Origin of the sequence: Pigmentiphaga soli, assembly GCF_039541095.1 — a bacterium.
Classification (GTDB): domain Bacteria; phylum Pseudomonadota; class Gammaproteobacteria; order Burkholderiales; family Burkholderiaceae_B; genus Pigmentiphaga; species Pigmentiphaga soli.
Window position 1 is genome coordinate 129,867 of record NZ_BAABFO010000003.1, and the last position, 25,445, is coordinate 155,311.

Consider the following 25,445-nt stretch of genomic DNA (forward strand, 5'->3'; position numbering starts at 1 on the left):
CCCTAGCGCGCCAGCAGGAAGTGGACCAGCATCCCGATCACCGCCAGCAGGAAGGCCATCATCAGGAACTCGGGCACTCGGAAGATGCGCATCTTGGCGTTGACCGTCTCGATGAAGGCCAGCGCCGCGCCGCCCGCCATCAGCTTGACGAACAGCGCCGGCACCGCCAAGAGCAGCGCCGCCGGATTGCCGGCCTGCGCGATGCCCCACGGCAGGAACAGCGCCACGCCGATGCAGGAATAGGCGAACAGCTTGAGGCTGGCGGCCCACTCCATCAGCGCCAGGTGGCGGCCCGAGTACTCCAGCATCAACGCCTCGTGGATCATCGTCAGCTCCAGGTGGGTGGCCGGGTTGTCGACCGGCAGCCGGGCGTTCTCGGCCAGCGACACCATCGTGAAGGCGATGCCGGCGAAGGCCAGCCCCGGGTAGATGGCCAGTTCGCGGTGGCTGAGCGTGCCCACGATGCTGGCCAGCAGGGTCGACTGCGTGATCAGCGAAGCCGAGAACAGCACCATCAGCAGCGCCGGTTCCGCCAGGAAGCCCACCAGCATCTCGCGCCGGGCGCCGAGCGTGCCGAAGGCGGTGCCGATGTCCATCGCCGCCAGCGACAGCGCCACCCGGGCCAGCGCGAACAAGCCCACCAGCGCGATGGCGTCGGCCGCCGGGGTCAGCGGCAGGTCGGTCGACAGGGTGGGCACGATGCCGCAGGCCAGCGCCATGCAGGCCCACACCAGGTAGGGCGCGCCGCGGAACACCTGGCTGGCCTGGGCGGCCACCACCGATTCCTTGTTGAACAGCTTGTGCAGCATCCGGTAGGGCTGCCAGATGCTGGGCGCGCCGCGGTTCTGCAGCCAGGCGCGGCATTTGTCGACCCAGCCCTTGAGCAGCGGCGCGGCGGCCAGGGCCAGCACCACCTCCAGCGCCTGGGCCAGGACGCCCGACAGCGTCACCATCTGCGCACCAGCAGCAGCAAGGCCATCAGCACCAGGAAGCTGTGCAGCAGATAGGCGCCGATGCGCCCGCGCTGCAGCAGCCCGGCCAGCTCCGCCACGCGCCGGGTGAGCCGCACCAGCGGGTGGTACACCAGTGCCCAGCTGCGGTCATGCACGGACACCCGGTACGCCGGCGCGCGGTCGGACGGCGACGGCAGCTGCCGCTCCACCTGGAAGAAAGGCGAAAAGATTTCGCGGATCGGCTGGCCGAAACCTTCGGCGGTGTCCTGCATGCGCGGCGTCAGCGCCGGCAGGCCGCAGCCCCAAGGCGCGGCGCGCCGGATCCGCCCATGGTAGAAGCGCCGCACCAGCAGCGAGGCGGCGCCGCAGCAGGCGGCCAGGAACAGCAGGAACACCAGCGGCATGTAGCTGGCGCGGCCGGTGCTGGTGGGCGCCAGCAGCAGCCAGCCGTTGGCGGCCACCGTGGGGCCGATGCCGGCGTCGACCAGGAAGCGCGTGACGCGGTCGAGCAGCGCCACGAACTGTACCGGCAGCAGCCCCAGCAGCACGCAGATCGCCGCGAACCAGGCGAAGCCGGCGCGTTCCCAGCCGCTGGCGTCTTCGGCCTCGCGCAGTTTTTCCTCGCGCGGCTGGCCGAGGAAGATGATGCCGAAGAACTTGACCATGGTGTAGCCGGCCAGCGCCGCCACCAGCGCGATCAGCGCGGCCACCAGCGGCACCAGCATGGTCAGGAAGGGATCGGGCAGCCCGGTGGTGAACAGGAAGCTCTGCAGCAGCAGCCATTCCGACACGAAACCCGACAGCGGCGGCAGGCCGGCGCTGGCCAGAGCGCCCACCAGCGCGGCCCAGGCGGTCCACGGCATGAAGCGGATCAGCCCGCCCAGGTGGCCCAGGTTGCGCTCGCCGGTGGCGTGCAGCACCGAGCCGGTGCCGATGAACAGCAGGCTCTTGAACGCGGCGTGGCTGGCCACCTGGTACAGCAGCGCGGTCAGCGCCAGCGCCGCCAGTTCGGCCATGCCGTAGGCGCGGAACAGGATGGCCAGCCCCAGGCTGGCGAACATCAGCCCGATGTTGTCGATGGAGGAATACGCCAGCAGGCGTTTCATGTCGGTCTGCACGGCGCTGAACACCACGCCCAGCACGGCGGTGAACAGGCCCAGCGCCAGCGTGGCCGCGCCCCACCACCACAGCTGCGCGTGCAGCAGGTCGAACACCAGGCGCAGCATGCCGTAGACGCCCAGCTTGAGGATGAAGCCGCTCATCAGCGCCGACACCGGCGACGGCGCGGCCGGATGGGCCTCGGGCAGCCAGACGTGCAGCGGCACCAGCCCGGCCTTGCCGCCGAACGCGAACAGTCCCAGGAAGAACGCCGCCGCGGCGCCGGCGCCCTGCAATTGCTGCTGGCGCATGTTGGCGAAAGTGTAGTCGCCGGTGTTGGCCTGCAGCAGCCCGAAGCACAGCAGCAGCGCCAGCGCGCCCATGTGCGAAATCGCCAGGTAGACGAAGCCGGCGCGGCGGATCTCGGCCAGGCGGTGGTTGGTGGTGACCAGGAAAGTGGCCGACAGCGCCGTGACTTCCCACGCGACCATGAACAGGTAGGCGTCGTCGGCCAGCAGAGCCAACGCCATGCCGGCCAGGCAGGCGTGGTATTCGAAGGCGATCAGCCCCGGCGGCGCGCCCTCGCCCTTGGCGAAATAGCCGGCGGCGAAGGCGCCCACGCCGGCCGCCACCGCCCCCAGCACGAACAGGAAATAGGCCGACAGGCCGTCGACCCGCAGGTGGAAAGGCAGCGCCGGCAGCCCCAGCGGCAGCACGGCCTCCTGCGGGCCGGCGGCCAGGCCCCACAGCGCCAGCCCGCACAGCGCCAGGCCCAGCGCGGCGCCGGCCGGGAACAGCAGGCGGGCGACGGCGCCGGTACGGCGCAGCAGGCACAGGCCGGCGATGGCCACGGCCAGCCAGCCGGCGACCACCAGCAACATGCCATCGATCACCAGGAACCGCCCCATCGGTGTGCCCCCAAGCCCTCGATCCCGCCCCGCGCGGCGTGCGGCCGCGGTTAGAAGCAGATGATAATGATGTTATCATCCTACGCGTTTATTCGGGCAGGTTCGCTCGATGCCCGCCCTATTCCTCCGCAAACTCACCAGCAGCCAGCGCAGTACCGACGCCAACGTGCAGGTCGGCTTCGCGCTCGCCTTCGTGGCCGGCGCGGCCAACGCCGGCGGCTTCCTGGCCGTGCGCCAGTACACCTCGCACATGAGCGGCGTCGTGTCGGCCATCGCCGACCAGCTGGCGCTGGGCGACCTGACGCTGGCCCTGGCGGGATTCGGTTCGCTGCTGTCGTTCATGCTGGGCGCGGCCTGCTCGGCGGTGCTGATCAACTGGGGCCGGCGCAAGCGGCTGCAAAGCCAGTACGCGCTGCCGCTGTTGCTGGAAGCCGCGCTGCTGCTGTGCTTCGGCCTGCTCGGCAGCCGCCTGGCGTTGCATCACGCCATGTCGGTGTCGGCCACGGTCGTGCTGCTGTGCTTCATCATGGGGCTGCAGAACGCGATCATCACCAAGATATCGAACGCCGAGATCCGCACCACCCACATGACGGGCATCGTGACCGACCTCGGCATCGAACTGGGCAAGCTGTTCTACTGGAATTCGTCGCGGATGGACCCGGCCCAGCCCTGTGTGCTGGCCAACCGCAGGAAACTGCGGGTGCACGGGTCGATGCTGGCGATGTTCTTCCTGGGCGGCGTGGCCGGCGCCACGGGATTCAAGCACGTGGGCTACTCGGCCACCGTGCCGCTGGCCGGCCTGCTGGTAACGCTGGCCATCCTGCCGGTGCTGGACGATCTGCGTGGGCGAAGACCGTATAAATTATAATTTGATTAACATATCCGCAGGAGGCGTGCCCGCCATGGAAACCAGGAACGCCCGGCTCACGGTGCTGATCGACCCGCACAAAAAAAAAGCCTTCGAGGAACTCTGCGCCACGCAAGACCTCACGCCCTCGCAGGTGGTGCGGCAGATGATCCGCGAATACCTGGCGCAGCACGGCGTCAGCTACCAGAGCCAGACCCCGATCCGCCCGCGGCCACGCAGCCGGGCCTGAGCACCCTACTCCAGCTTCACCCCCGCCCTCTTCACCACGCCCGACCACTTCTGCACTTCGCTTGAGATGAACTGGCCGAACTGCGCCGGCGTGTCGCCCACCGGCTGGAACTGCAATTCCTTCAGCCGCGCCGCCCACTCGGGCGACTTCAGCTGCCGCACGCTGGCGTCGTGCAGCTTGTCGATGACCGCCCTGGGGGTGCCGGCCGGCGCCACCAGCCCGTAGAACGACTGCACCACCACCGGCACGCCCAGTTCCTGCAAGGTCGGCACGTCGGGCAGCACGGCCAGGCGCTTCGGGCTGGCCACCGCCAGCGCGCGCACCTTGCCGGCCTGGACTTGCGGCACGATGCTGGCCGGCAGCGCCAGCGCCATCGACACCTCGCCCGACAGCACCGCGTTGACCTGCGCATTGCCGCCCTTGTAGGGCACGTGGATGCCGTCCATGCCGGTGGCCAGCTTCATCTGCGCGAACGCCAGGTGGGCGTTGGTGCCGACGCCGGTGGTGCCGTAGCTGAGTTTGCCGGTCTTGGAATACGCGATCAACTCCTTGACCGAATGCACCGGCACCGACGGATGCACCACCAGGATGGGCGAGGTGGTGGCCAGCATCGTGACCGGCGCGAAATCCTTGACCGGGTCGTACGGCAGGTCGGTCTGCACGCTGGGGCCGATGGTGAAGGCGGCGTCGACCACCAGCAGCGTGTAGCCGTCGGGATCGGAGCGCGCCACCTGGCGCGAGCCGATCATCGCGTTGCCGCCCGGCTTGTTCTCCACCACCGCGGTCTGGCCGAGGTCGGCCACCGCGCCGGTGACGATGGTGCGCGCCATGATGTCGGAGGCGCCGCCCGGCACGTAGGGCACGATCACGCGCACCGCGTGCGAGGGATAGGCGTCGCCGGCGGCGTGGGCGCCGGCGACGCTCAGGCCCGCGGCCGCGCTGGCGCAGGCCAGCGCCAGGCGCAGGGCCGGCGCCTGGCGGCGCCGGCGGGATGCGCGCGGCGCATGGGCTTCGCCGCGGGGAATGATCACTTCGCTCACGTCGGTCTCCTCGTCTGGTCTGTTGTTCATGTCCGGCACGGCCCGGCGCGGCCTCAGGTCACGCTAGGCCCGCTGAGGCCCGGGTATTTGTCGAACAGGGATTCGTCCACCTCGATGCCCAGCCCCGGCAGTTCGCTGGGCTCGATATAGCCGTCGACCACCTTGGGCGCGCCCGGCGCCAGGTCGTCGCGGAAGGGATTGACCGGCGACAGATCGGCCTCGTAGAACAGGCCGTGCGGCACCGCGCACAACAGGTGCACGCAGGCGGCGCCGACCACGCCGCTGGTCGAGTTATGCGGCGCGAAGGCGCGGCGGAAGGCCGAGGCCATGTCGGCGATCTTCTTACATTCGGTGATGCCGCCGCATTTGCTGGGATCGCTCTGGATGATGTCGACCGCGCCGGTTTCCAGCAGCTCGCGCGCCTGGTAGCGCAGGTAGTGATTCTCGCCGGCGGCGAACGGAATGCGGGTGCGGGCGTTGAACAGCGCGGTATCGCCGATCGCGTCGGGCGGGAACGGCTCTTCCACCCACAGCACCTTGCAGGCCTCCAGCGCCGGCAGCGCGCGCTGCAGCTGGAGCCTGTCGTAGCGGGTATTGATGTCGACCATGATGTCGACCGCCGGGTCGATCGCCTGCCGCACGGCTTCCAGGCGGCGCACGTCGTTTTCCACCGTGTCGCCCAGCCGCAGCTTGAGCGCGGTATAGCCCTGCGCCGCGTAGCGCTGCGCTTCTTCGACCAGTTGCTGGACCGGCTTGTAGCCGAACGAGGCGCCGCCCACGTAGGCGCGGATCTTGCGCCGCGAGCCGCCCAGCAACCGGTAGACCGGCATGCCCAGCGCCTTGCCGCGCACGTCCCACAGCGCCATGTCGACGCCGCTCTGCGCGGTGTACAGCGCGTTGCCGGGCGTGTGGGTCTGGCCCTGGCGCCGGTAGACGGCCTGCCAGATGTCTTCCACCGCCATCGCATCGGCGCCCTGGACGATAGGCGCGAGATTGGCATTGACCAGTTCGGCCACCGCGATCGGGTTCAGCGAATCGTGCGCATGGCCGTAGCCGACCACGCCGTCTTCGGTACGCACACGCACGATGACGGCGTCTTTCTTCACGGGCTGGCCCATGCCGCGGCGGGGCATGCCCGTCAGCGGCGCCGACAGCGCGAACGCCTTGACCTCGGTGATTTTCATGATGCTCCAGGCTGCATGGAATGACGACCGCAAAATCGTAGCCCCGAAGCACCATGTATCTATAATCATATTATTTGATCGCATGATATCCAGGGTGATATAGGCATGACGCTCCAGCAATTGCGCTGCTTCTGCGAAGTCGTCAACCAGGGCCTGAACCTGTCGCGTGCGGCGCGCGTGCTGCACACCTCGCAGCCGGCCATCACGCGGATGATCCGCGGCCTGGAAGACGAGCTCGGCGTGCAGCTGCTGATGCGGCTGGGGCCGCGCATCGCCGCCATCACCGAGGAAGGCCAGCAGGTGCTCGGCTTCGCGCTGCAAATCCTGCAGGACGTGCGCAACATCAAGCTGGCCGCGGGCGACAAGCGCAACGCCGGCACCGGCCTGCTGCGGGTCGGCACCACCAATCTGCAGGCCCGCCACGCGCTGGTCGACGTTGCCCGCCGCTTCGTCGAGGCCTATCCCGAAGTGAGCCTGACCATGGCCCAGGGCACGCCGGCCGAGGTGGCCGACTGGGTATCGCGCGGCATGGTCGACGTCGGCGTCAGCACGCTGCCGGCCGAACTGCCGCGCAACGTGGTGCGCTTCGAGGCCTACGCCATCCACCGCTGCATCATCGCGCCGCGCGGCCACGCGATCCTGAAAAAGCGCCGGCCGAGCCTGGCGCAGCTCGCGCAGAACCGGCTGATCATGTACGACAACCAGCTCGACACCGGCGCGGTGGTGCGCAAGGCCTTCGACGCCGCCGGCATCTTCCCGCGCATCACGCTGCGCACCACCGACGCCGGGCTGGTGAAAGACTACGTGGCGGCCGGCCTGGGCATCGCCGTGATCCAGACCATGGCCTTCGACGCCGCGCGCGACACCGCCCTCGGCATGGTGATGGCGGGCCATCTGTTTCCGCCCTCCACCGCCTGGATCACCGTTCGCCGCGACCAGTTCCTGCGCGGCTTCATGATCGACTTCATCGGCATGGTGGCGCCGCGCTGGACGCGGACCGAAATCGAACGCGCCCGCATGCGCGCCGCCGGCTGAAACGCGACACCCCGCGCGCATGCCGTGGCCGCGGCCAACCCTTGCTGCAGCGCACCGAGACGGCCTGTCGGTTATATGGAGATGGCGAAAACCACGATAGCGCCATGCCGGACTATCAGGTTACATTCAGTACAAAACCGCTATGTTCGCTATCGGCCGGCGATCCTGCCGGGTTGCCCGCAATTTCTGACATGAAGCTGAAATCCCCGTGACAGACCGCCGCATTCCCGACGCCCGTCCGCCGGCCCTCCCCGCGCCCCCGAGCTTGCCGGACCGGACCGTCCGGCCGTAAGCCAAGGATCTATTTTGCAGTGCAGCATACGCTGCGTATCTCCCCCGGCTCCCCACCCACCGAATGCGTCTTTCCCACCCAGCATGATCTCGCTCATTCCCAGGCGGAAGTAGAACCGTGTCCTTCGTCCAGCTGGCGCTGCGCCGTCCCTATACGTTCATCGTCATGGCACTGCTTATCGTGCTGGCGACGCCGTTCACGCTGTCGCGGATGGCCACCGATATCTTTCCGGAGATCAACATCCCGGTGGTCAGCGTCATCTGGACCTACACCGGCCTGTCGGCCGAGGAAATGGGCCAGCGCATCGCCGCCGCCAACGAGCGCAGCATCACCACCACCGTCAACGACATCGAGCACATCGAGTCGCAGTCGCTCGACGGCGTGACGGTCATCAAGGTGTTCTTCCAGCCCACGGCCAACCTGCAGACCGCGATCTCGCAGGTGGTGGCGGCCGAACAGCCCATGGTGCGCCAGCTGCCGCCCGGCATCACCCCGCCGCTGATCATCAACTACTCGGCCTCCAGCATCCCGGTCATCCAGCTCGGCCTGTCGAGCGCGACGCTGCCCGAGCAGTCGCTGTTCGACGCCGCGCTCAACGTGCTGCGGCCGCAGCTGATCACCGTGCCGGGCACCGCGGTGCCCGGCCCCTACGGCGGCCGCAACCGGCTGGTGTCGGTCGACATCGACATGCAGGCGCTGCAGGCGCACGGCCTGTCGCCCACCGACGTGGTCACCGCCGTCAATGCGCAGAACCTGATCCTGCCCTCGGGCACCGCCAAGCTCGGCGCCACCGAATATTCGGTCAAGCTCAACGGCTCGCCCGACAGCATCGCCGGGCTCAACAACATACCGATCCGCACCACGCCTGGCGGCGGCACGATCTACCTGCACGACGTCGCCTTCGTGCGCGACGGCTATTCGCCGCAAACCAATATCGTGCGCCAGAACGGCGCGCACGGCGTGCTGCTGTCGGTACTGAAGAATGGCAGCGCCTCCACGCTCGACATCGTGGCCGGCATCCGCGAGCTGCTGCCCCGCGTGCTGCAGATCCTGCCGCAGGACATCAAGGTCACCCCGCTGTTCGACCAGTCGCTGTTCGTCAAGGCGGCGGTCAAGGGCGTGGTGGTGGAAGCGCTGATCGCCGCGGCGCTGACCGCGGCGATGGTGCTGCTGTTCCTGGGCAACTGGCGCAGCACGCTGATCATCGGCCTGACCATCCCGCTGTCGATCCTGGCCTCGATCCTGGCGCTGAACATGCTGGGCGAGACGCTGAACCTGATGACGCTCGGCGGCCTGGCGCTGTCGGTGGGCATCCTGGTCGACCAGGCCATCGTCACGATCGAGAACATCGAGCGCCACCTGCACCTGGGCACCGGACTGAACCAGGCCATCCTCGAGGGCGCCAACGAAATCGGCGTGGCCGCCTTCGTCTCCACGCTGTGCATCTGCATCGTGTTCGTGCCGATGTTCTTTCTGTCCGGCGTGGCGAAATTCCTGTTCGTGCCGCTGGCCGAGGCCGTCGTGTTCGCGATGGCGGCCTCCTACATCCTGTCGCGGACCCTGGTGCCCACGCTGGTCATGCTGCTGATGGGTCCGGCGCAGGCCCACGCCGACCCGGATGCCAAGCGCGGCCCGCTGCAGCGCCTGTACCGCGCCTTCGACCAGCGCTTCGAGCGGGCGCGGCGCGCCTACACGCTGGCCTTGTCGGCCCTGCTGGCGCAGCGCCGGGCCTTCGGGCTGGTCTTCTTCGGCTTTTGCGTGCTGTCCTGTGCGCTCTATCCCTTCCTCGGGCGCGACTTCTTCCCCAACGTCGACGCCGGCCTGATCCGGCTGCACATGCGGGCGCCCACCGGCACCCGGATCGAGGAAACCGCGCGCCTGGCCGACCAGGTCGAGGCCACCATCCGCCAGCTGATCCCGGCCGACCAGCTGGAAACCATCCTCGACAATCTGGGCGTTCCCAACAGCGGCATCAACCTGTCGTTCAGCAACGCCGGCACCATCGGCACGCTCGACGGCGAGATCCAGATGGCGCTGCGCGAAGGGCACCGCCCCACCGAGGAATTCATCTCGCTGCTGCGGGCCGAACTGCCCAAGCGCTATCCAGGCGTCGAATTCTTCTTCCAGCCGGCCGACATCGTCACCCAGATCCTGAACTTCGGGCTGCCGGCGGCGATCGACGTCCAGTTCACCGGCAACAATCTGCAGGCCAACGCCGGACTGGCCGGCGAGCTGGCGAAATCGATCCGCGAAATTCCCGGCGCGGTCGATACCCACGTGCACCAGCGCATGAACCAGCCGGTGCTGGCGATGACGATGGACCGCACCCGCCTGCAGCAGGTGGGACTGAACGCGTCCAACGTGACGCAGAACGTGCTGATCGCGCTGTCGGGCAGTTCGCAGACCTCGCCCGGCTTCTGGCTCAATCCGCGCAACGGCATCTCGTACCGGGTGGCGGTGCAGGCGCCGCAATACCGCATCGATTCGCTCGACGCCATGATGAACCTGCCGGTGGCCGCCTCCGGCGCGGCGGCCGCCGCCACCGCCGGCAGCCCGCCGCAGCTGCTCGGCAACCTGGTCAGCGTCGCGCCCGCCGCCCAGCCCGCAGTGCTGTCGCGCTACAACATCCAGCCGGCGGTCGACATCTACGTCAGCGTGCAGGGCACCGACCTGGCCAGCGTCGCCTCGCAGGTGCAGGACAGGGTCGACGCCATGCAATCGAAGCTGCCGCGCGGCAGCCGCCTGGTCGTGCGCGGCCAGGTGCAGACGATGAAGGCCTCGTTCATCGGCCTGGGCGTCGGGCTGGCGATGGCCATCGTGCTGGTCTACCTGCTGATCGTGGTCAACTTCCAATCGTGGATCGACGCGCTGATCGTGATCGCGGCGCTGCCCGCCGCGCTGGCCGGCATCGCCTGGATGCTGTTCATCACCGGCACCACGCTCAGCGTGCCGGCGCTTACCGGCGCCATCATGACCATGGGGGTGGCCACCGCCAACAGTATTCTGCTGGTATCGTTCGCCCGTCAGCGGCGCGAGGAAGCGATGCCCATCCTGTCGGCCGCGCTGGAGGCGGGCTCCACCCGCATCCGCCCGGTGCTGATGACCGCGCTGGCGATGATCATCGGCATGATTCCGATGGCCCTGGGCCTGGGCGAAGGCGCCGAACAGAACGCGCCGCTCGGCCGCGCGGTGATCGGCGGCCTGCTGTTCGCCACGGTTTCCACGCTTTTCTTCGTGCCGGTGGTGTACGCCGGCGTCCATGAACGGCTGGCGCGGCGCGCGGCGGCCCGTTCCGCCAACCTCCGCCGCGCGTCGTCCCTGGAGAGCTGAACATGACGGAGCAACGCCATTCGGCGCTGGGCATCCATCCGCTGGATCCCGACACGGACCCGCACGAACTGCTCAGGCGCCACCAGGTCATGCGCCGCACCCGCGTCCTCGGCATCGTGGTGCTGGCGGTGCTGGCGATCGGCGCCGGGCGCACGGTGCTCAGCCGCATGGCCAACGCCCGCGCGCTGGAATCGCAGTCCACCGAACTGGCCACGCAGTACGTGAAGACGGTGCTGCCGGGCAGCGGCCACGACAGCCGGTCGCTGCTGCTGCCCGGCACGCTGCAAGGCTTCGTGCAGTCGCCCATCGCCGCGCGCGCCAGCGGCTACCTCAAGCGCTGGACCAAGGACATCGGCAGCCGCGTCGAGAAAGGCGAACTGCTGGCCGAGATCGAAACCCCGGAAATCGACCAGCAGCTATCGCAGGCGGTGGCCGCCCGCCAGCAGGCCGAAGCCAGCCTGAACTTCGCGCAAAGCACCGTGGCCCGCTGGGAAAGTCTGCGGCAGAAAGACGTGGTCTCGCAGCAGGACCTGGAAGAACGCCGCAGCGCCGCGGCCCAGGCGCGCGCCAACCTGGCGGCGGCCCAGGCCAACGAGCAGCGGCTGCGCCAGCTCGAGGGCTTCAAGCGCGTGGTGGCGCCCTTCTCCGGCGTCATCACCCGCCGCAACGTCGACGTGGGCGATCTGATCGACGCCGGCGGCGGCAATGGCCGCACGCTGTTCATGCTGTCGCAGACCGATCCGCTGCGCATCTACGTCAACGTGCCGCAGGCCTATTCGCAAATGGTCAAGCCCGGCCAGCCCGTGACCGTGACCCAGCCCGAACTGCTGGGCCAGCAGTTCCAGGGCAAGGTGGCGCGCATCGCCTCGGCCATCGACACCGCCACCCGCACCATGCAGGTCGAGGTCTCGCTGCCCAACAAGGACGGCATCCTGATGCCGGGCGCCTACGTCCAGGTATCGCTGGAGATCGGCCCCACCAAGGCGCTGACGGTGCCCTCCAACGCCCTGCTGTTCCGCGGCGAAGGCCCGCGCGTGGCGGTGGTCGACGATTCGGGAGTGGTGCACTTGCACGCCGTGACGCTGGGCCGCAATTTCGGCCAGACGCTGGAAATCCTGGACGGCCTGGGCCCCAACGACCGGATGGTGCTCAATCCGGCCGACTCGCTGGCCGACGGCGACCGGGTGGCGCTGGCGCCGGCCGATCCGGCGCCGGCCGCCGCGCCGGCCAAGACCCCGCTGTGAAAGCCATGCCCGCGATGAAATCCGCACGCCTGCTGGCCGCCGCGGCCGCCGCCGTGCTGGCCGGCTGCGCCACCCCGCCGCCCTACAGCAAGCCGGCGGTCGACCTGCCCGTTTCGTGGAAGTTGGAGCCGCCCTGGCGCGCCGGCACGCCGCGCGACGCCGACGACAAAGGCCCCTGGTGGCAACGCTTCGGCGATCCGCAGCTCAATGCCCTGGAGCAGCGTGCGCTCGCCAATAGCCCCACCCTGGCCATCGCCGCCGCCCGCCTCACCCAGGCCCGCGCCTCGGCCACCGCCACCTCGGCCGGCCTGTTCCCGCAGCTTTCCGTAGGCGGCCGCCTGGCCCGGCAGAAAACCTCGGCCAACCGGCCGCGCACCAATTATTCGTCCGAAACCTTCTCCACCGTGCAGAACGACGACACCTTGTCGTTCACCGCCAGCTACGAGGCCGACCTGGCGGGCCGCGTGCGCAGCGCGGTCGCCGGCGCCCAGGCCTCGGCCGAGCAGTCGGAGGCGGACCTGGCCAACACGCGGCTGTTGCTGACGGCCGAGCTGGCGGCCGACTACGTCAACCTGCGCGAGCTCGACGTCGAACTGAACGTGCTGTCGCGCTCGATCGACCTGCAGCGGCGGGCGCTGGAACTGGTCACCTCGCGCCACGACCTGGGCGCGGCCTCGGGCCTGGAAGTGGCCCAGCAGCAAGGCGTGCTCGACACCACGCTGACCCAGGTGGACGTGCTGCGCCGCCAGCGCGCCCAGTACGAACATGCCATCGCGACGCTGACCGGCACGCCGGCGCCGGAATTCTCGTTGCCGACCCAGCTGCGCGACATGACGCCGCCCGAGATCCCGCTCGGCCTGCCCTCCGACCTGCTCGAACGGCGGCCCGACATCGCCTCTGCCGAGCGCGCGATGGCGGTGGCCAACGCGCAGATCGGCGTGGCCAATGCCGCCTTCTATCCCAGCGTGACGCTGGCGCCCTCGGTCGGGCTCGAAACGCGCACGCTGTCCACGCTGTTCGAAGCATCCAGCATCCTGTGGTCGCTGGGCGTATCGGCCACCCAGGTCCTGTTCGATGCCGGCCGGGCCCGCGCCAACCTGGATTTCGCGCAGGCGGGCTACGACGCCTCCGTCGCCACCTACCGCCGCGTCGTGCTGACCGCGATGCAGGAAGTGGAAGACGGCATCACCGGCCTGGCCGCCCTCTCCCGCGCCTCGACCCAGGCCCACACCGCCGTCGCCACCGCCCGCCGCGTGCTCGACATGGCCAACAGCCGCTACGAAGGCGGCGCCACCACCTACCTCGACGTCATCACCGCCCAGCAGAGCCTGCTCAGCAGCGAACGCCAGGCGGCGCAGCTCGACGGGCAGCGGCTGCTGACTTCCGTCTACCTGGTCAAGGCCCTCGGCGGCGACTGGGCCGGGGCGAACCTGGCCGCTGCGCGTCCCTGACGCAGCCCACCTCTTGGCACCTTCGGATGCGGCTCGGCCCGCAGGCGCCACCTTGCGCCGCACAAAAATATTGACTTACGATGTTCACAAAACTAGTATCAAAAAAAGAATAAATACCTAGATTGGAACGTTACTAGTCACCGTCATTTCCCGCCGGCGAACCAGACGGAGGGGCTGCAGGCAAGCAGCCTTCTCTAACGCTTGGAGAAAAATAATGGGCAATTTCCGCAGTTTTGGCACATCGAAAAGAGAGCCGGCGTACCCCATGGCTCCGGTCGTCGATCCGGCGGGCTGGACGCCTGAAACGCTGCCGCCCCTGGAATCGTGGAGTTACCGGCTGAGCGATCGCGATTGCGCCGAAATCGTGGAGGCGACCGAAGACGCGCTGCGCCGCGGCATCCCGCCGGAAGCAGTGTGCACGTCGAATTTCCGGCTGGGCGGCTTCGGAGAAGTTCTGCGCGACGTCCGGCGCGAACTGGTGGACGGCCGCGGCATGGTCATGCTGCGGGGATTTCCCGTCGATCGCCTGGACCGCCTGGGCCAGGCCGTTGCCTATCTGGGCATCGGCGATCATCTGGGCCGGCGGACCTCGCAAAACGCCAAGGGCCATTTGATCGCGCACGTGAAAGATACCGGCGCGAACTACGCCGATCTCAACGTCCGGTCCTATCAGACGAATGCCGGCCTGGTGCTGCATTCGGATGCCTGTACCCACGTCGGCCTGCTCTGCCTGCGCACCGCGAAAAGCGGCGGCCAGAGCATGGTCGCGAGTTCCGTGACGGTGTACAACCGCATGCTCGAACGCCGTCCCGATCTGGTGGAGGAACTCGCCAAGGACTTCTACCGTTCCAAGGCGGGCGAGGTGAATCCCGGCGAGCAGCCCTTCTACAAGCTGCCGATCTTCACCTTCTACAAGGGTTATTTCAGCGCGGTGGGGGCCGGCGCCTTCATCGACAAGGCGCAGGCGCTGCCAGGCGTGCCGCCGCTGACCCCGATCCAGAAAGAGGCCATCCGGCTCTATCGCGAAACGGCGGTCGAGTGCTCGATAGACATTCCGTTCGCGCCCGGCGACATCCAGTTTCTCAACAACTGCGTGACGCTGCACGCCCGGCGCAGCTATGAGGACTGGCCCGATCCGGCGCGCAAGCGCCACTTGCTGCGGCTGTGGCTGTCCGACCCCGATGCCCGTCCCCTGCCACCGGAACAGTTCCAGGGCTACGTCGGAAGCGGCGTGCTGCTCGACGGCGTGACGCCGAACGTATCGCTGGACGTGGCCGAGTACGCCGAATAAGCCGCCATTGCGGCCCAGCCTCATTTTCGTCAACGCAGGGAATGACTCGACCATGGTGAAATCCACATCGTTCGGGCGGCTTCTATGCATCGCCGCACTGGGTTTGTCCTCGGCCTCCTACGCCCAGGCATACCCGCACGCCCCGATTACCATCATCGTTCCGTACCCGGCAGGGGGCGGCGTCGATACGATGGCGCGGCTGTTCGGCGCGGCGCTCCAGGCCAAATGGGGGCATCCCGTCGTCGTCGAGAACCGCGCCGGGGGCAACGGCGCCGTGGGCGCGCAATTGGTGGCCAAGGCCAGCCCGGATGGCTACACCCTGCTAGCATCGGCCGAAGGACCGCTGGTGATGAACCAGCATCTGTACACCAAGCTCAACTACGATCCCACCGCCTTCACGCCGGTCACGATCATCAGTTCGTCGCCGATGTTCCTGTCGGTGACGCCGTCGGTGCCCGTCGGCAACCTGGCCGAATTGCTGGCGTATGCCAAGGCCCATCCCGGCGCCTTGCGCTACGGCACCTCCGGCGTCGGCGCGCCGTCGCATCTGTCGGGCGTCATGCTGGAGATGAAGACGGGCATCGAGCTGACCCAGGTTCCCTACAAGGGCAGCGCGCAATCCCTGAGCGATTTCCTGGGCGACCACATCAATATGCTGTTCGCGTTCCAGACCAGCGCCGGGCCGTACTTCAACACCGACAAGATGAAAGTCCTGGCGGTGACCAGCCCGCAGCGCCACCCCGCCTTTCCCGCGATTCCGGCCATTGCCGAAACCTTGCCCGGCTTCGCCGCCCTGAGCTGGGTGGCGATGGTGGCGCCGCCCGGCACGCCGCCGGAGATCGCGTCGAAACTGTCCTCCGCCATCGCCGAGGCGATGAAAAGTCCCGAGATCAAGAAAAAGATCGAAGAACTGGGCAGCACGCCGATCGCCAATACGCCCGCCGAAGCCGGCGCCTTCCTCAAGGAGGAATCCGGGCGCTGGGGAGAAGTGATCCGGGCCGCGAAACTGAAGGTGGACTGACAGCGGTTGCCCTACGGCGCCGGCACCAGCGCCAGGCGGTGCGCGTCGGGGCCGGGCAGGAAGGCAGCCGGTTCGCCACCGGCCCAGGCATCGTGCCCGGCCAGGAAAAACGGCGACAAGGGATGGCCCGAGGCGCCGCCGGGCATTTCCATGATGCCCTCTTCTTCGTGGCCGGGCGCGACGGCGAAGCGCTCCGAGGCGCCGAACGCCGCGCCCTGCACCCGCGGCATGTTGATGTCGCCCGGCATGGGCCGCGCCGGCGCGGACAGCCAGCGCCGCAGCGGCGCCGGCAGCGCGCGGGCCAGCGGGTGCATCATCGCCAGCCGGTTGCGTTCGCCCCAGCGGGCGTCGTCCAGCCGCGCGCCGCCGGCCGTCAGGCCCGCGATGGCGGCGTCGATGCGGTCCAATACGAAAGACCGCCAGTCGGCCGCATAGGCCGGCCGCCAGGACTGGGTGCGCAGGAGTGTTTCCATGACAGGCAGCAGCCGCGACGAGGCATGGCGCACCGACAGGCCCGGCGCCACGGCCGCCAGGCGGTCGTCGAGCGGGCCGAACCAGGCCTCGTACAACGCGCCGTGGAAGGCGCGCAGCAGCGTGTAGCCGGCGCCGTCGGCGTCGGCCCGGCCGTTCCAGGCGGCGACGATGCGGCGGAAGTCGGCGCGCTGCGGATGGCCGTCGACGGCGGCGGCGTCCAGCGTGTCGAGCGCCAAGCGGCGCCACGGCTCGATCCAGCGGGCGCGGTCGTCGAGCTGGATCGCCAGCAAGGCCGGCTCGTCGAAACGGTCGGCGGCGAACAGCGCATCGCGGATCTGGGTGGCGCGCGCGCCGACGTCGGCGCCGCCGTCGCCGATCCGGCGCTGGGCCGCCGGGTCGCCCAGCTGCGTGCTGTTGGCGGTCCACAAACGGCCGCCGGCGGGATCGATCACGGACGGGTAGTCGGCGGCGGGCAGCCGCGCGAGGGGCGCGCCGGCCTGCGCGGCCTCCACCGGGAAGCCGTCCGGGTCCAGCGCCGCGGCCGGCAGCGGACCGGCCAGGGTCCAGCCGATGCGGCCGGCGCGGTCGACCGCCATGATGTTCTGCGTGGGTACGCCCGCGGATCGAACCACGCTCAGCGCCTGCGGAACGTCGGCGGCGGTCTCCAGGCCGATCAGCGCGAGGTTGGCGGCATCGGGCAGATGGGCGATCCAGCGCACGGCGTAGATGCGGCCGCCGGACTGCAGCATCGGTCCCCAGCGGGTATCGCGCACGATCAGGCGGACCGATTCGGCGCCGCGCACGGCAATCGTCTCGACCGATTCGGCCGCCTCTTGCCAGGCGCCGTCCGGGCCGCGGTAGCGGCGCGGGTCGGACGGGTCCACGTCGAGCCGGACCAGGTCGACGAAATGGCCGTAGCTGTTGGTGAAGCCCCAGGCCACGTTGCCGTTGCTGCCGGCCACCACCACCGGCGCGCCGGGCAGGCTCACGCCCGATACGCGGCGCGTCGCGCCGCCGGCGGCCGGAAGTTCGAGCGTCAGCCGGTACCAGATATTGGGCAGGCGCAGGCCCAGGTGCATGTCGTTGGCGATCCGGGCGCGGCCGTCCGCGCCGTGCGCCGCGCCCACCGCCCAGGCATTGCTGCCCAGCGCCGAGGACGGCGGCGTGCCGGCCGCGGCGATCCGCCATCGGTCCCATTGCCACGGCCTGGGCGCGTCGGGCGTATCCAGCCAGGTCGGACGCGGCGGCGCGGCATCGGCGCCGGCGGCCGGCGCGATGCCGTCCAGCGGCGCATCCCAGTGGCTGGCGCGCGGGGTGAGCGCCGCCAGCAGCGCCGGCGGCAGCAGTTCGCGCAGCGCCCCGCGCGACAGCACGCGCTCGATCTCGGCGCCTTGCAGGTCGAAGTACATCGCGTAGATGATCAGCAGCGTATCGGCGGGCCGCCACGGCTCGGGGCTGCCGCGCAGCAGCGCGTACTCGAACGGCCGCGCGCCGAGCGCCGCCAGGCCGGCGTTGACGCCGTCCGCATAGCGGCGCAGCAGCGCCTGGTGCGCGGCCGGCAGCGCGGCGTAGGCCCGTTCGGCCCGCGCGCGGAAGCGATGCAGCCGGCGGCGCTGGTCGATCGGCAGCGCCGCCGGGCCGACCAGGGCGGCCAGTTCGCCGGCGGCGGCGCGGCGCGTCAAGTCCATCTGGAAAAAGCGGTCCTGCGCGTGCGCAAAGCCGGTGGCAAAGGCCAGGTCGCGGCGATCGGCGGCGCGCACCGTCACGCTGCCCTGCGCGTCGCGCACGATCGCCGCTGGCCGGCCCAGCCCGGCCAGCGCGCGTTCGCCGTCCAGCTGCGGCAGGCTGGCGCGCAGGAACAGCCAGGCCGCCACGCCGCCCGCCGCCAGCACGGCTGCCGCGGCGCCGGCGACGATGGCCGCCGCGCGTGCGATCCGGCGTCTTGCCCCGGCCATGTTCAGGCCTCCCGCGCGCGGCGCAGCAGCAGCGCGGCAAACACGGCGGCAGCCAGCGCCGCCAGCCCGCACAGGGCCGACATCAGTTCGAAGGCATGCGTGAAGGCGGCGCGCGCGGCCGTCAGCACGGCCTCGCCGCTGTGCGGCGGCAAGCGGCTGGCCGCCTCGGCGGCGCCGGCCAGGGTGTCGCGCGCGGCCGCGGCCGCCTCCGGCGGCAGGCCGGCCGGCAGCGTATCGGCCACCGCCGCCCGGTAGCTCGCGGTGACGATGCTCCCGAACACGGCAATGCCGAGCGCGCCGCCGAACTCGAAACTGGTTTCGGAAATGGCCGACGCCGCGCCGGTCCGCGCCGGCGGCGCCAGCCCGACCACCAGATCGGTGGTGACGGTGCCGACCGGCGACAGCCCCGCGCTGAACAGCACCACGCCCGCCACCAGCACGCCCAGGCCGCCCTCGCCCACCTGCGTCAGCAGCGCGAAACCGGCCGCGGCCAGCGCGAAACCGCCGGCGATCAGCCAGTTGGGTGCGACGCGGCGCGCCAATGCCGGCGTGGCCACCGAACCGGCGACGAAGGCCAGCCCAGACGGCACGGTCCAGATGCCGGCCTCCAGCGGCGGCATGCCCAGCACCAGCTGCAGGTATTGGGCGATGAACAGGAAGGCGCCGAAAGCCACGAACAGGCCCATCACATTGATGCCCAGCGCCGGCCCGAAGCCGGGGGCGCGGAACAGCGCGAGATCGATCAGCGGGTCGGCCAGGCGCCGCTGGCGGCGCACGAAGGCCACGCCCACGGCCGCTCCCGCCGCGATGGCGGCAATCGCCAGCCCATCCAGCCCGCTGCCGGCGATATGCTTGATGCCGTAGATCACCAGCAGCGCCGCCGCCAGCGACAAGCCGGCGCTCGCCAGGTCGAGCCGGCCCGGCCGCGGATCGCGCGACTCCGGCAGCAGCCTCGGAGCCAGCAGCAGCAAGGCCGCCATGACCGGCACCGCCAGCAGGAACACCGAGCCCCACCAGAAATGCGCGAGCAGCGCGCCGCCCACCAGCGGGCCGATGGTGCCCCCGGCCGAGAAGCCAGCCACCCAGATGCCGATCGCCAGCCGGCGCTGCAGCGGATCGGCGAACATGGTGCGGATCAGCGACAGCGTCGACGGCGCCAGCGTGGCCGCCGCCACGCCCAGCAGCGCGCGGGCGGCGATCAGCATCGCAGGCGTGGTCGAGAACGCCGCCGCGGCCGAAGCCGCGCCGAACGCGGCGGCCCCTATCATCAACAGGCGCCGCCGCCCGATGCGATCGCCCAGCGTGCCCATGGTGATCAGCGAGCCGGCCAGCAGGAAGCCGTAGATGTCGACGATCCACAGCATCTGCAGCGAGCTCGGCGCCAGGTCCACGGCCAGGTGGGGCACGGCCAGGTTCAGCACCGTAAGATCCATCGAATACAGCAGGCAGGGCAGCACCAGCACGGCCAGGCCGATCCATTCGCGCCGCGTAGCCTGCAGGCCCATTCCAGCCCTGCGGCAACAATCGGCGGTATCGGTCATCGCAGAACCTCGTTCGAAAGGAAAGCCTCGCGGCACGGCATTGTGCCCGTTCCGGCCGCCCGCGGCAGGCGGCGCGCCGCTATCCTAACCGAGTGCGGCCCCGCTTTCGATGAAAAGCCCCCGGCGCCCGGTGGGCATGGGGCTTGCTGCCCTGCAGGCTCCTCTATGCGAAGGAGATCCCCCATGCCAGCGAAATCGAAAGCCCAGCAGATGGCGGCCGGCGCCGCGCTGTCGGCCAAGCGCGGCGAGCGCAAGGCCGGCGAACTGCACAGCGCCTCGCGCTCGATGTACGACTCGATGAGCAAGAAGGAGCTCGAGAAAATGGCTTCCACCCCGCAGAAGGGCAAGCCGGCCCATAAATCCAAGTCGGCCCACTGAGGCCGGGCATCGGGGCCGCCGCTGGCGGCGCTCAGGCGCGTCCGGCGGCCCGCAGGCGCTGGTACGCCAGCAGATCCAGCTCCGGGCCCTCCGCGCCCAGCCCGGTCAGGATGGTATGGACCTGGGCGCGATGGTGCGTCTGGTGGTTGAACAGATGGGCCAGCGCCTGCGCCAGCGGCTGCCGCACGTCGTCGTTGTCGACCACGCGGCGGTAGCGGATGTCGGCCTCCAGCGCGGCGGCGTCCAGCCCGGCCACGTAATCCAGGATGGCCTGGTCCTGCGCCACCCGCGCGCGGCGCAGCGCATCGAAGTCTTGGAACAGGATCGCGTCCAGCCGATAGCCGGGGCCGCCCTCGCCCGTGAAGCGCCCCAGCCATATACAGTCGGTTACCAGCAAGTGGTTCAGCGTGCCGTGCACCGATTTGAAAAAGGCGCCGCGGTCGGCCCGGTACGCGGCATCGTCGAGGGCCGCCACGGCGTCGTACAGGCGGCCGTTGGCCCACGCGTTGTAGTGCGCGAACATGAGGAAGTGATCGATCATCGGCAAACCTCTCTGCGGTTCCGGTGGAATCAACGCGCGCGGCGACGCGCCACGTGGTCGCCGGCGTCGGGCGGCAGCCGCCAGGCGTCGGCCAGGCTCAGCAACGACAGCACCGCCAGCACCACGAAGGCCAGCCGGTAGTCCATGGCCGGCAGCGCGTCCATGCCGGTCAATCCGTTCAGCCAGTGGGCGCCGCGCGCGGCCAGCGCCCCCAGCGCCACGCCCATGCCCATCATCAGCTGGAAAGCCGTGCTGAACAGCGTATTGGCCGGCCGCATCCGGTTGTCGGGCACATCGGCGAAGGCCAGCGTGTTCAGGCCGGTGAAATGGATCGAGCGCGATACGCCCCCGATGAACAGCAGCGTGGCGATCAGCGGCACCGGCGTGGCGGGCGACATGCAGGCATAGGTAAGCAGCGCCGCGGCGTTCAGCACGCCGTTGACCAGCAGCACGCGCCGGAAGCCGAAACGCCGCAGCAGCGGCGTGGTGGCCGGCTTGATCACCAGGTTGCCGCCGAAGATCGCGATCATCAGCAGGCCGGCGTGGAACGCATCGAGCCCGAAGCCGGCTTGGAACATCACCGGCAGCAGGAAGGCCGTGGCCCCCACCGTCATGCGGAACAGCGAACCGCCGGCGATGGTGACCACGAAGGTCGGCACCTTGAGCACGCTCAGGTCGATCATCGGATTGGCAGCGCGCCGCAGGTGGACCACGCAGCCGGCCAGCAGCGCGGCGCCCAGCGCGAAGAACAGCGCCGCCCGGCCCCAGGCGGCCTGCGCGCCGCCCACCTGCTCGACCGCCCACAGCAGGCTGAACAGCGCCGTGCCGCCCAGCAGGAAGCCCGGCCAGTCGAACGGCCGCCGCACGGCCGCGCGATCGTTCGGGATCAGCGCCAGCGCGGCGGCCATCGCCGCCAGCCCGATCGGCAGGTTCAGGTAGAAGATCCAGCGCCACGACGCGTAGGTGGTGATGAAGCCGCCCACCGGCGGGCCCAGCACCGGCGCCACCAGCGCCGGCCAGGTCAGCGTGGCGATGGCGTTGATCAGCTTCTCTTTGGGCGTGCTGTTGAGCACCACCAGCCGCCCCACCGGCACCATCATGGCGCCGCCCACGCCCTGCAGCACGCGCAGCGCCACGAACTGGCTCAGCTCCTGCGCGAAGCCGCACAGCAGCGACGATACGGTGAACACCGCCATCGCGGCGGTGAACACGGTGCGCGCGCCCAGGCGCTCCGACACCCAGCCGCTGCACGGGATGAAGACGCCCAGCGCGAGCAGGTAGGCGCTGATGCCGATATCGAGGTCGACCGGCTGCACCCCGAACGATGCCGCCATCTGCGGCACGGCGGTCGTGATGACGGTGCCGTCGAGGTTTTCCATGAAGAAAGCGACGGCCACCAGCAGCGCGATCCAGGTGCTGGACCGGCCGGCGGCCGCGGGCCGCGCGGCGGCGGAAGGATTTGCGTGGGAATTCAAGACTTGGGCCCCGTGATGGCGGGCGCGATGGCAGCCGTGCCGCTGCCGCGCCGGCACGATGCTAACATGGCTGACGGACTCGACATCCGGCCGCGGCGCATGAACAATGCCGCCCTATGCCTGTTTCCCGCCGTCTCGCCAACACCGCGCTCAAGCTGCTGTACCGCTACAGCCATGGCCCCCGCTACCGCCACAACGAACGCCTGTGGCCCCATGTCGCCGTCGATCGCGACGCCGACGGCAACATCGCCGGCTATTCGTACCGGGGCCGGCCACTGCCGCTGGCCAACACGGAGCTGGCGCGCGGCGCCGCCTCCGGCATGGGCCACATCATCGCCAGCGGCCCCTCCATCAACGAGATCGACTACGGCCGCCTGTCGCTCTCCCATGTGATGGGCGTCAACGGCGCCATCGCGCTGGCCGACCGCCACCCGGTGCGATTCGACTATTACTGTTTCAACGATACCGGCTTCGTCCGCGCCCGGCCCGGCATGGTCCGCCGCATCGTGGCGCAGGACCTGCTGCTGTTCACCACCCCGCTGTGCCTGTGGCACGTGTTACAACTGGTGCCGCCCGAGGCGCTGCGCTGTCGCCTGTTCCTGGTGGAAAATCCGCAGTGGCGGGCCTGGCTGCCGGCACGCACGATGGCCGAGGTGCGGCGCGACCACTCCGAAAGCGAACTGGCCATTTTCGACCTCGAACGCGCGTTGGGATTCGGCCACGATATCCGCAAAGGCGTGTTCGACGTCGGGACGGTGGCGTACACTGCCCTGCAGATCATGGCCTGGCTTGGTTTCACGGAAATCGTGCTGCACGGCGTGGATCTCGTCGACGCCGCCGCCGCGCCGCGTTTCTACGAATCGGCCGCCGACCGCCTGCCGACCACGCTCGACGCCTACCTGCCGGGCCACATCCTGCCATCGTTCGTGCAAGCGGCCGCCCTGTTGCGCGAATCGGGCGTGCAGATCGTGAACCTGTCGCCACGCGGAGCGCTGTCGGGCGACATGTTCCGGCAACTCGATTGGCACACGTTGGCGGGCGGCTGAAAAAGGCTGCCGGCCACTCGATGCAGGGGGGAAGGAATGGGCATGGAAGACCGGATCAGGTTGTTCGTCGGATGCGATCCGAACGACTGCGACCTCGAACAGATGATGGTGCTCGAGTACAGCGCCCGCAAGCACTGTTCGCTGCCCATCGACATCGAATGGATGCGCCTGTCCAGAGACCCGTCCAGCTTCTGGCATGCCGAGCCGGAGCACGGGCTGGGCTGGCGCACCGAAACCTGGGCCACGCCGTTCTCGGGCTTTCGCTGGGGCGTGCCGGCGTTCTGCGGCTACCAGGGGCGCGCCATCTACCTCGACACCGACATGATCGTGCTGTGCGACCTGGCCGGACTGTGGCGCATGCCCTTCGGCCCGGGCAAGGTGCTGGCCGGCAAGGGCCGCAAGAACTCGTGGCGCTTCTGCGTGACGGTGTGGGATTGCGCCGCCGCCCGGGCCCAGCTGCCGCCGGTGGAACGGCTGCGCGCCGAACCGGATTCGCACCAGCGCATGATGCGCCATTTCGCCGGCCATCCCGGCCTGATCGAGCCGCTGCACTCCGACTACAACAATATCGACGGCGAAGAAAAGCCGGCCGAGGCCATCCGTATCCTGCACTACTCCGACATGGGCACGCAGTTCAGCCACAAGTACGCCTTCCCCAGGCTGGCGCAGGAAGGCCGCCGGCACTGGTTCGACGGCCAGGTGCTGCCCCATCCGCGCGCCGACCTGGCGGCGTTGTTCGACCGCTACTACCAGGATGCGCTGGCCGCCGGCTACGACCTCGACCGCTACCGCGCGCCGCAGCTTTTCGGCGATACCATGAAGGCCTCGCAGCGCGACTACGCCGGCAACCGGCGCACCCGCAGGCGCTCGTTCTGGTCGCGCATCGGCCTGCGCGGCGCCGCCGGCTGACTGGCGCCGGCCCTGGCGGACACTGACGCGAAATCGCCGAAATCAGGGTTACCATATAAGACAACCCGCGTCAGATGTGATAATACGGTTCAAGTTGTATCGTTCTGAACCGTTACACCAGGTAGAACCGCCATCAACCACCCCCGACATTCGATCCAGAAAGGTTGGTCCGTTGCGTTCGTGATGTCGCCGCGGATCGGCGACACGCTCATTTCGATGGTCGTGGCCAACAATCTGGTCCGCCACGGCATTGCCGTTACGATTTTCAGCCGGCATCTGCCCGCATTGGGCAACTGGTTTCCCGGCTTTCGCATCGAACCCGCGTTCGACGCCGGGCAGGCCCGCCAGCGCCTGGAAGGCTTCGACGTCGTGCTGCACGCCTACGAGGCGGACGTGGTGGGCGACGTGCGCGACTGGCATCCTCGGGTCTGGATCATGGACCAGTGGCCCACCTACCGCCAGGTCAAGCCGATGATCGACATCCAGCTCGACCTGTGCAGGCACTGCTTCGGGCTTGATAACCTCACCCGCGACAACGGCCTGGTGGCGCCGGCCGACGCCGGCGCCGCGGCGGTGCGCAATCGCGTGGCCATCCACCCCACCGCCAGCGACATCCACAAGCAATGGCTGCCCCGGCGCTTCCTGCGGCTGGCGCGGCGCCTGCGCGCCGACGGCTACGAGCCGTGGTTCGTCGTCGCGCCCGACGAGCAGGCCGATTGGGCCTGGGTCGAGGCGCAGGGATTCCGGCTCGCGGCCTACGCATCGCTGGCCGATCTGGCGCGCTGGCTGGGCACCGCGGGCATTTTCGTCGGCAACGACTCCGGCCTCGCGCACCTGGCGTCCAACGTCGGCGTGCCGGCCGTTTCGCTGGCCATCCGGCCGCGCATCGCCCTGCGCTGGGCGCCGGGCTGGGCCCCCAGCCTGGCGATCACCGCGCCGCCGGTGGTGCCCGGCCGCTGGCTGCGGGAAGTCTCGTGGAAGTACCTGCTGCCGGTCTCCAAGGTCGCCGCGGCGATCGAAACGCTGCGCCGGCGGGTGGCCGATACCCCGCGCGCCTTCGGCCCCGGGCCGGCCGACGCCGCCAGCCTGCCCGTGCTGGGCGCCGCCGGCTCCGCGGGCACCATCCTGCCGGTTTCCGACGCCCTGCCCGGCCCCCGCCAGTCCACGCGCTGAACCGCCGGG

20 protein-coding genes are annotated in these 25,445 nt (G+C 69.6%); 12 read left to right on the forward strand and 8 right to left on the reverse strand.

Annotated elements, in window-relative coordinates:
• Positions 1–2: 2 nt before the first annotated feature.
• Both ABD927_RS04270 and hyfB read right to left on the reverse strand, forming a co-directional pair.
• Entirely contained in the window at positions 3–953 is a 951-nt protein-coding gene (locus ABD927_RS04270; RefSeq protein ID WP_345246669.1) for a respiratory chain complex I subunit 1 family protein, read from the reverse strand.
• A complete protein-coding gene (gene hyfB, locus ABD927_RS04275; protein ID WP_345246671.1) occupies positions 947–2,959 on the reverse strand; it encodes a hydrogenase 4 subunit B in 2,013 nt (670 codons plus the stop codon). Before hyfB ends, ABD927_RS04270 begins: the two co-directional genes overlap by 7 nt.
• 109 nt (positions 2,960–3,068) lie before the next feature.
• Between hyfB and ABD927_RS04280 the strand changes: the two genes are divergently transcribed.
• Entirely contained in the window at positions 3,069–3,827 is a 759-nt protein-coding gene (locus tag ABD927_RS04280) for a YoaK family protein (RefSeq protein ID WP_345246673.1), read from the forward strand.
• Positions 3,828–3,861: 34 nt separating this feature from the next.
• On the forward strand, positions 3,862–4,056 hold the full coding sequence (locus tag ABD927_RS04285; protein ID WP_345246675.1) for a ribbon-helix-helix protein, CopG family: 195 nt from the start codon (positions 3,862–3,864) through the stop codon (positions 4,054–4,056).
• Positions 4,057–4,061: 5 nt separating this feature from the next.
• Here ABD927_RS04285 and ABD927_RS04290 read toward each other — a convergent pair whose 3' ends face one another.
• Both ABD927_RS04290 and ABD927_RS04295 read right to left on the reverse strand, forming a co-directional pair.
• On the reverse strand, positions 4,062–5,126 hold the full coding sequence (locus tag ABD927_RS04290; RefSeq protein ID WP_345246677.1) for a Bug family tripartite tricarboxylate transporter substrate binding protein: 1,065 nt from the start codon (positions 5,124–5,126) through the stop codon (positions 4,062–4,064).
• Positions 5,127–5,149: 23 nt separating this feature from the next.
• The gene (locus ABD927_RS04295) at positions 5,150–6,280 is read right to left on the reverse strand and encodes a mandelate racemase/muconate lactonizing enzyme family protein (protein WP_345246679.1); all 1,131 of its coding nucleotides are present in this window, start codon (positions 6,278–6,280) and stop codon (positions 5,150–5,152) included.
• A 105-nt stretch (positions 6,281–6,385) separates the two neighbouring features.
• Between ABD927_RS04295 and ABD927_RS04300 the strand changes: the two genes are divergently transcribed.
• From ABD927_RS04300 to ABD927_RS04325, 6 genes are all read left to right on the forward strand, one after another.
• Positions 6,386–7,315 carry a LysR substrate-binding domain-containing protein gene (locus ABD927_RS04300; protein WP_345246681.1) on the forward strand — a complete coding sequence of 310 codons (930 nt, stop codon included), beginning with the start codon at positions 6,386–6,388 and terminating at the stop codon, positions 7,313–7,315.
• A gap of 409 nt (positions 7,316–7,724) precedes the next feature.
• A complete protein-coding gene (locus ABD927_RS04305; RefSeq protein WP_345246683.1) occupies positions 7,725–10,937 on the forward strand; it encodes an efflux RND transporter permease subunit in 3,213 nt (1,070 codons plus the stop codon).
• Between the two features lie 2 nt (positions 10,938–10,939).
• The gene (locus tag ABD927_RS04310) at positions 10,940–12,181 is read left to right on the forward strand and encodes an efflux RND transporter periplasmic adaptor subunit (RefSeq protein ID WP_345246685.1); all 1,242 of its coding nucleotides are present in this window, start codon (positions 10,940–10,942) and stop codon (positions 12,179–12,181) included.
• Positions 12,182–12,195: 14 nt separating this feature from the next.
• Entirely contained in the window at positions 12,196–13,632 is a 1,437-nt protein-coding gene (locus ABD927_RS04315; RefSeq protein ID WP_345246687.1) for an efflux transporter outer membrane subunit, read from the forward strand.
• Between the two features lie 214 nt (positions 13,633–13,846).
• A complete protein-coding gene (locus tag ABD927_RS04320; protein ID WP_345246689.1) occupies positions 13,847–14,923 on the forward strand; it encodes a TauD/TfdA family dioxygenase in 1,077 nt (358 codons plus the stop codon).
• A 52-nt stretch (positions 14,924–14,975) separates the two neighbouring features.
• Entirely contained in the window at positions 14,976–15,944 is a 969-nt protein-coding gene (locus ABD927_RS04325) for a Bug family tripartite tricarboxylate transporter substrate binding protein (RefSeq protein ID WP_345246690.1), read from the forward strand.
• Between the two features lie 11 nt (positions 15,945–15,955).
• Here the strand turns inward: ABD927_RS04325 and ABD927_RS04330 are convergent, their stop codons facing one another.
• Together ABD927_RS04330 and ABD927_RS04335 are read right to left on the reverse strand one after the other, a co-directional pair.
• Positions 15,956–18,373 (reverse strand): penicillin acylase family protein, encoded by a 2,418-nt coding sequence (locus ABD927_RS04330; RefSeq protein ID WP_345246692.1) that lies wholly within the window; start codon positions 18,371–18,373, stop codon positions 15,956–15,958.
• Between the two features lie 2 nt (positions 18,374–18,375).
• Entirely contained in the window at positions 18,376–19,878 is a 1,503-nt protein-coding gene (locus tag ABD927_RS04335; protein ID WP_425570181.1) for an MFS transporter, read from the reverse strand.
• Between the two features lie 219 nt (positions 19,879–20,097).
• Here ABD927_RS04335 and ABD927_RS04340 point away from each other — a divergent pair, with 219 nt between their 5' ends.
• Entirely contained in the window at positions 20,098–20,292 is a 195-nt protein-coding gene (locus ABD927_RS04340) for a DUF3008 family protein (protein ID WP_345246696.1), read from the forward strand.
• Between the two features lie 31 nt (positions 20,293–20,323).
• On the opposite strand, the gene ABD927_RS04345 is transcribed toward ABD927_RS04340, so the two are convergent.
• The gene (locus ABD927_RS04345; RefSeq protein WP_345246698.1) at positions 20,324–20,833 is read right to left on the reverse strand and encodes a DinB family protein; all 510 of its coding nucleotides are present in this window, start codon (positions 20,831–20,833) and stop codon (positions 20,324–20,326) included.
• A gap of 29 nt (positions 20,834–20,862) precedes the next feature.
• The gene (locus tag ABD927_RS04350; RefSeq protein WP_345246700.1) at positions 20,863–22,308 is read right to left on the reverse strand and encodes an MFS transporter; all 1,446 of its coding nucleotides are present in this window, start codon (positions 22,306–22,308) and stop codon (positions 20,863–20,865) included.
• Between the two features lie 116 nt (positions 22,309–22,424).
• On the opposite strand from ABD927_RS04350, the gene ABD927_RS04355 reads away from it, so the two are divergent.
• The 3 genes from ABD927_RS04355 (at position 22,425) to ABD927_RS04365 (ending at position 25,436) form a co-directional block, all read left to right on the forward strand.
• Positions 22,425–23,354 carry a hypothetical protein gene (locus ABD927_RS04355; RefSeq protein WP_345246702.1) on the forward strand — a complete coding sequence of 310 codons (930 nt, stop codon included), beginning with the start codon at positions 22,425–22,427 and terminating at the stop codon, positions 23,352–23,354.
• Positions 23,355–23,396: 42 nt separating this feature from the next.
• Positions 23,397–24,263, forward strand: a complete 867-nt coding sequence (locus ABD927_RS04360; protein WP_345246704.1) for a glycosyltransferase family protein — start codon at positions 23,397–23,399, stop codon at positions 24,261–24,263.
• Between the two features lie 183 nt (positions 24,264–24,446).
• Positions 24,447–25,436: a glycosyltransferase family 9 protein gene (locus ABD927_RS04365; RefSeq protein WP_345246706.1), complete on the forward strand. Its 990-nt coding sequence runs from the start codon at positions 24,447–24,449 to the stop codon at positions 25,434–25,436.
• Positions 25,437–25,445 lie beyond the last annotated feature (9 nt).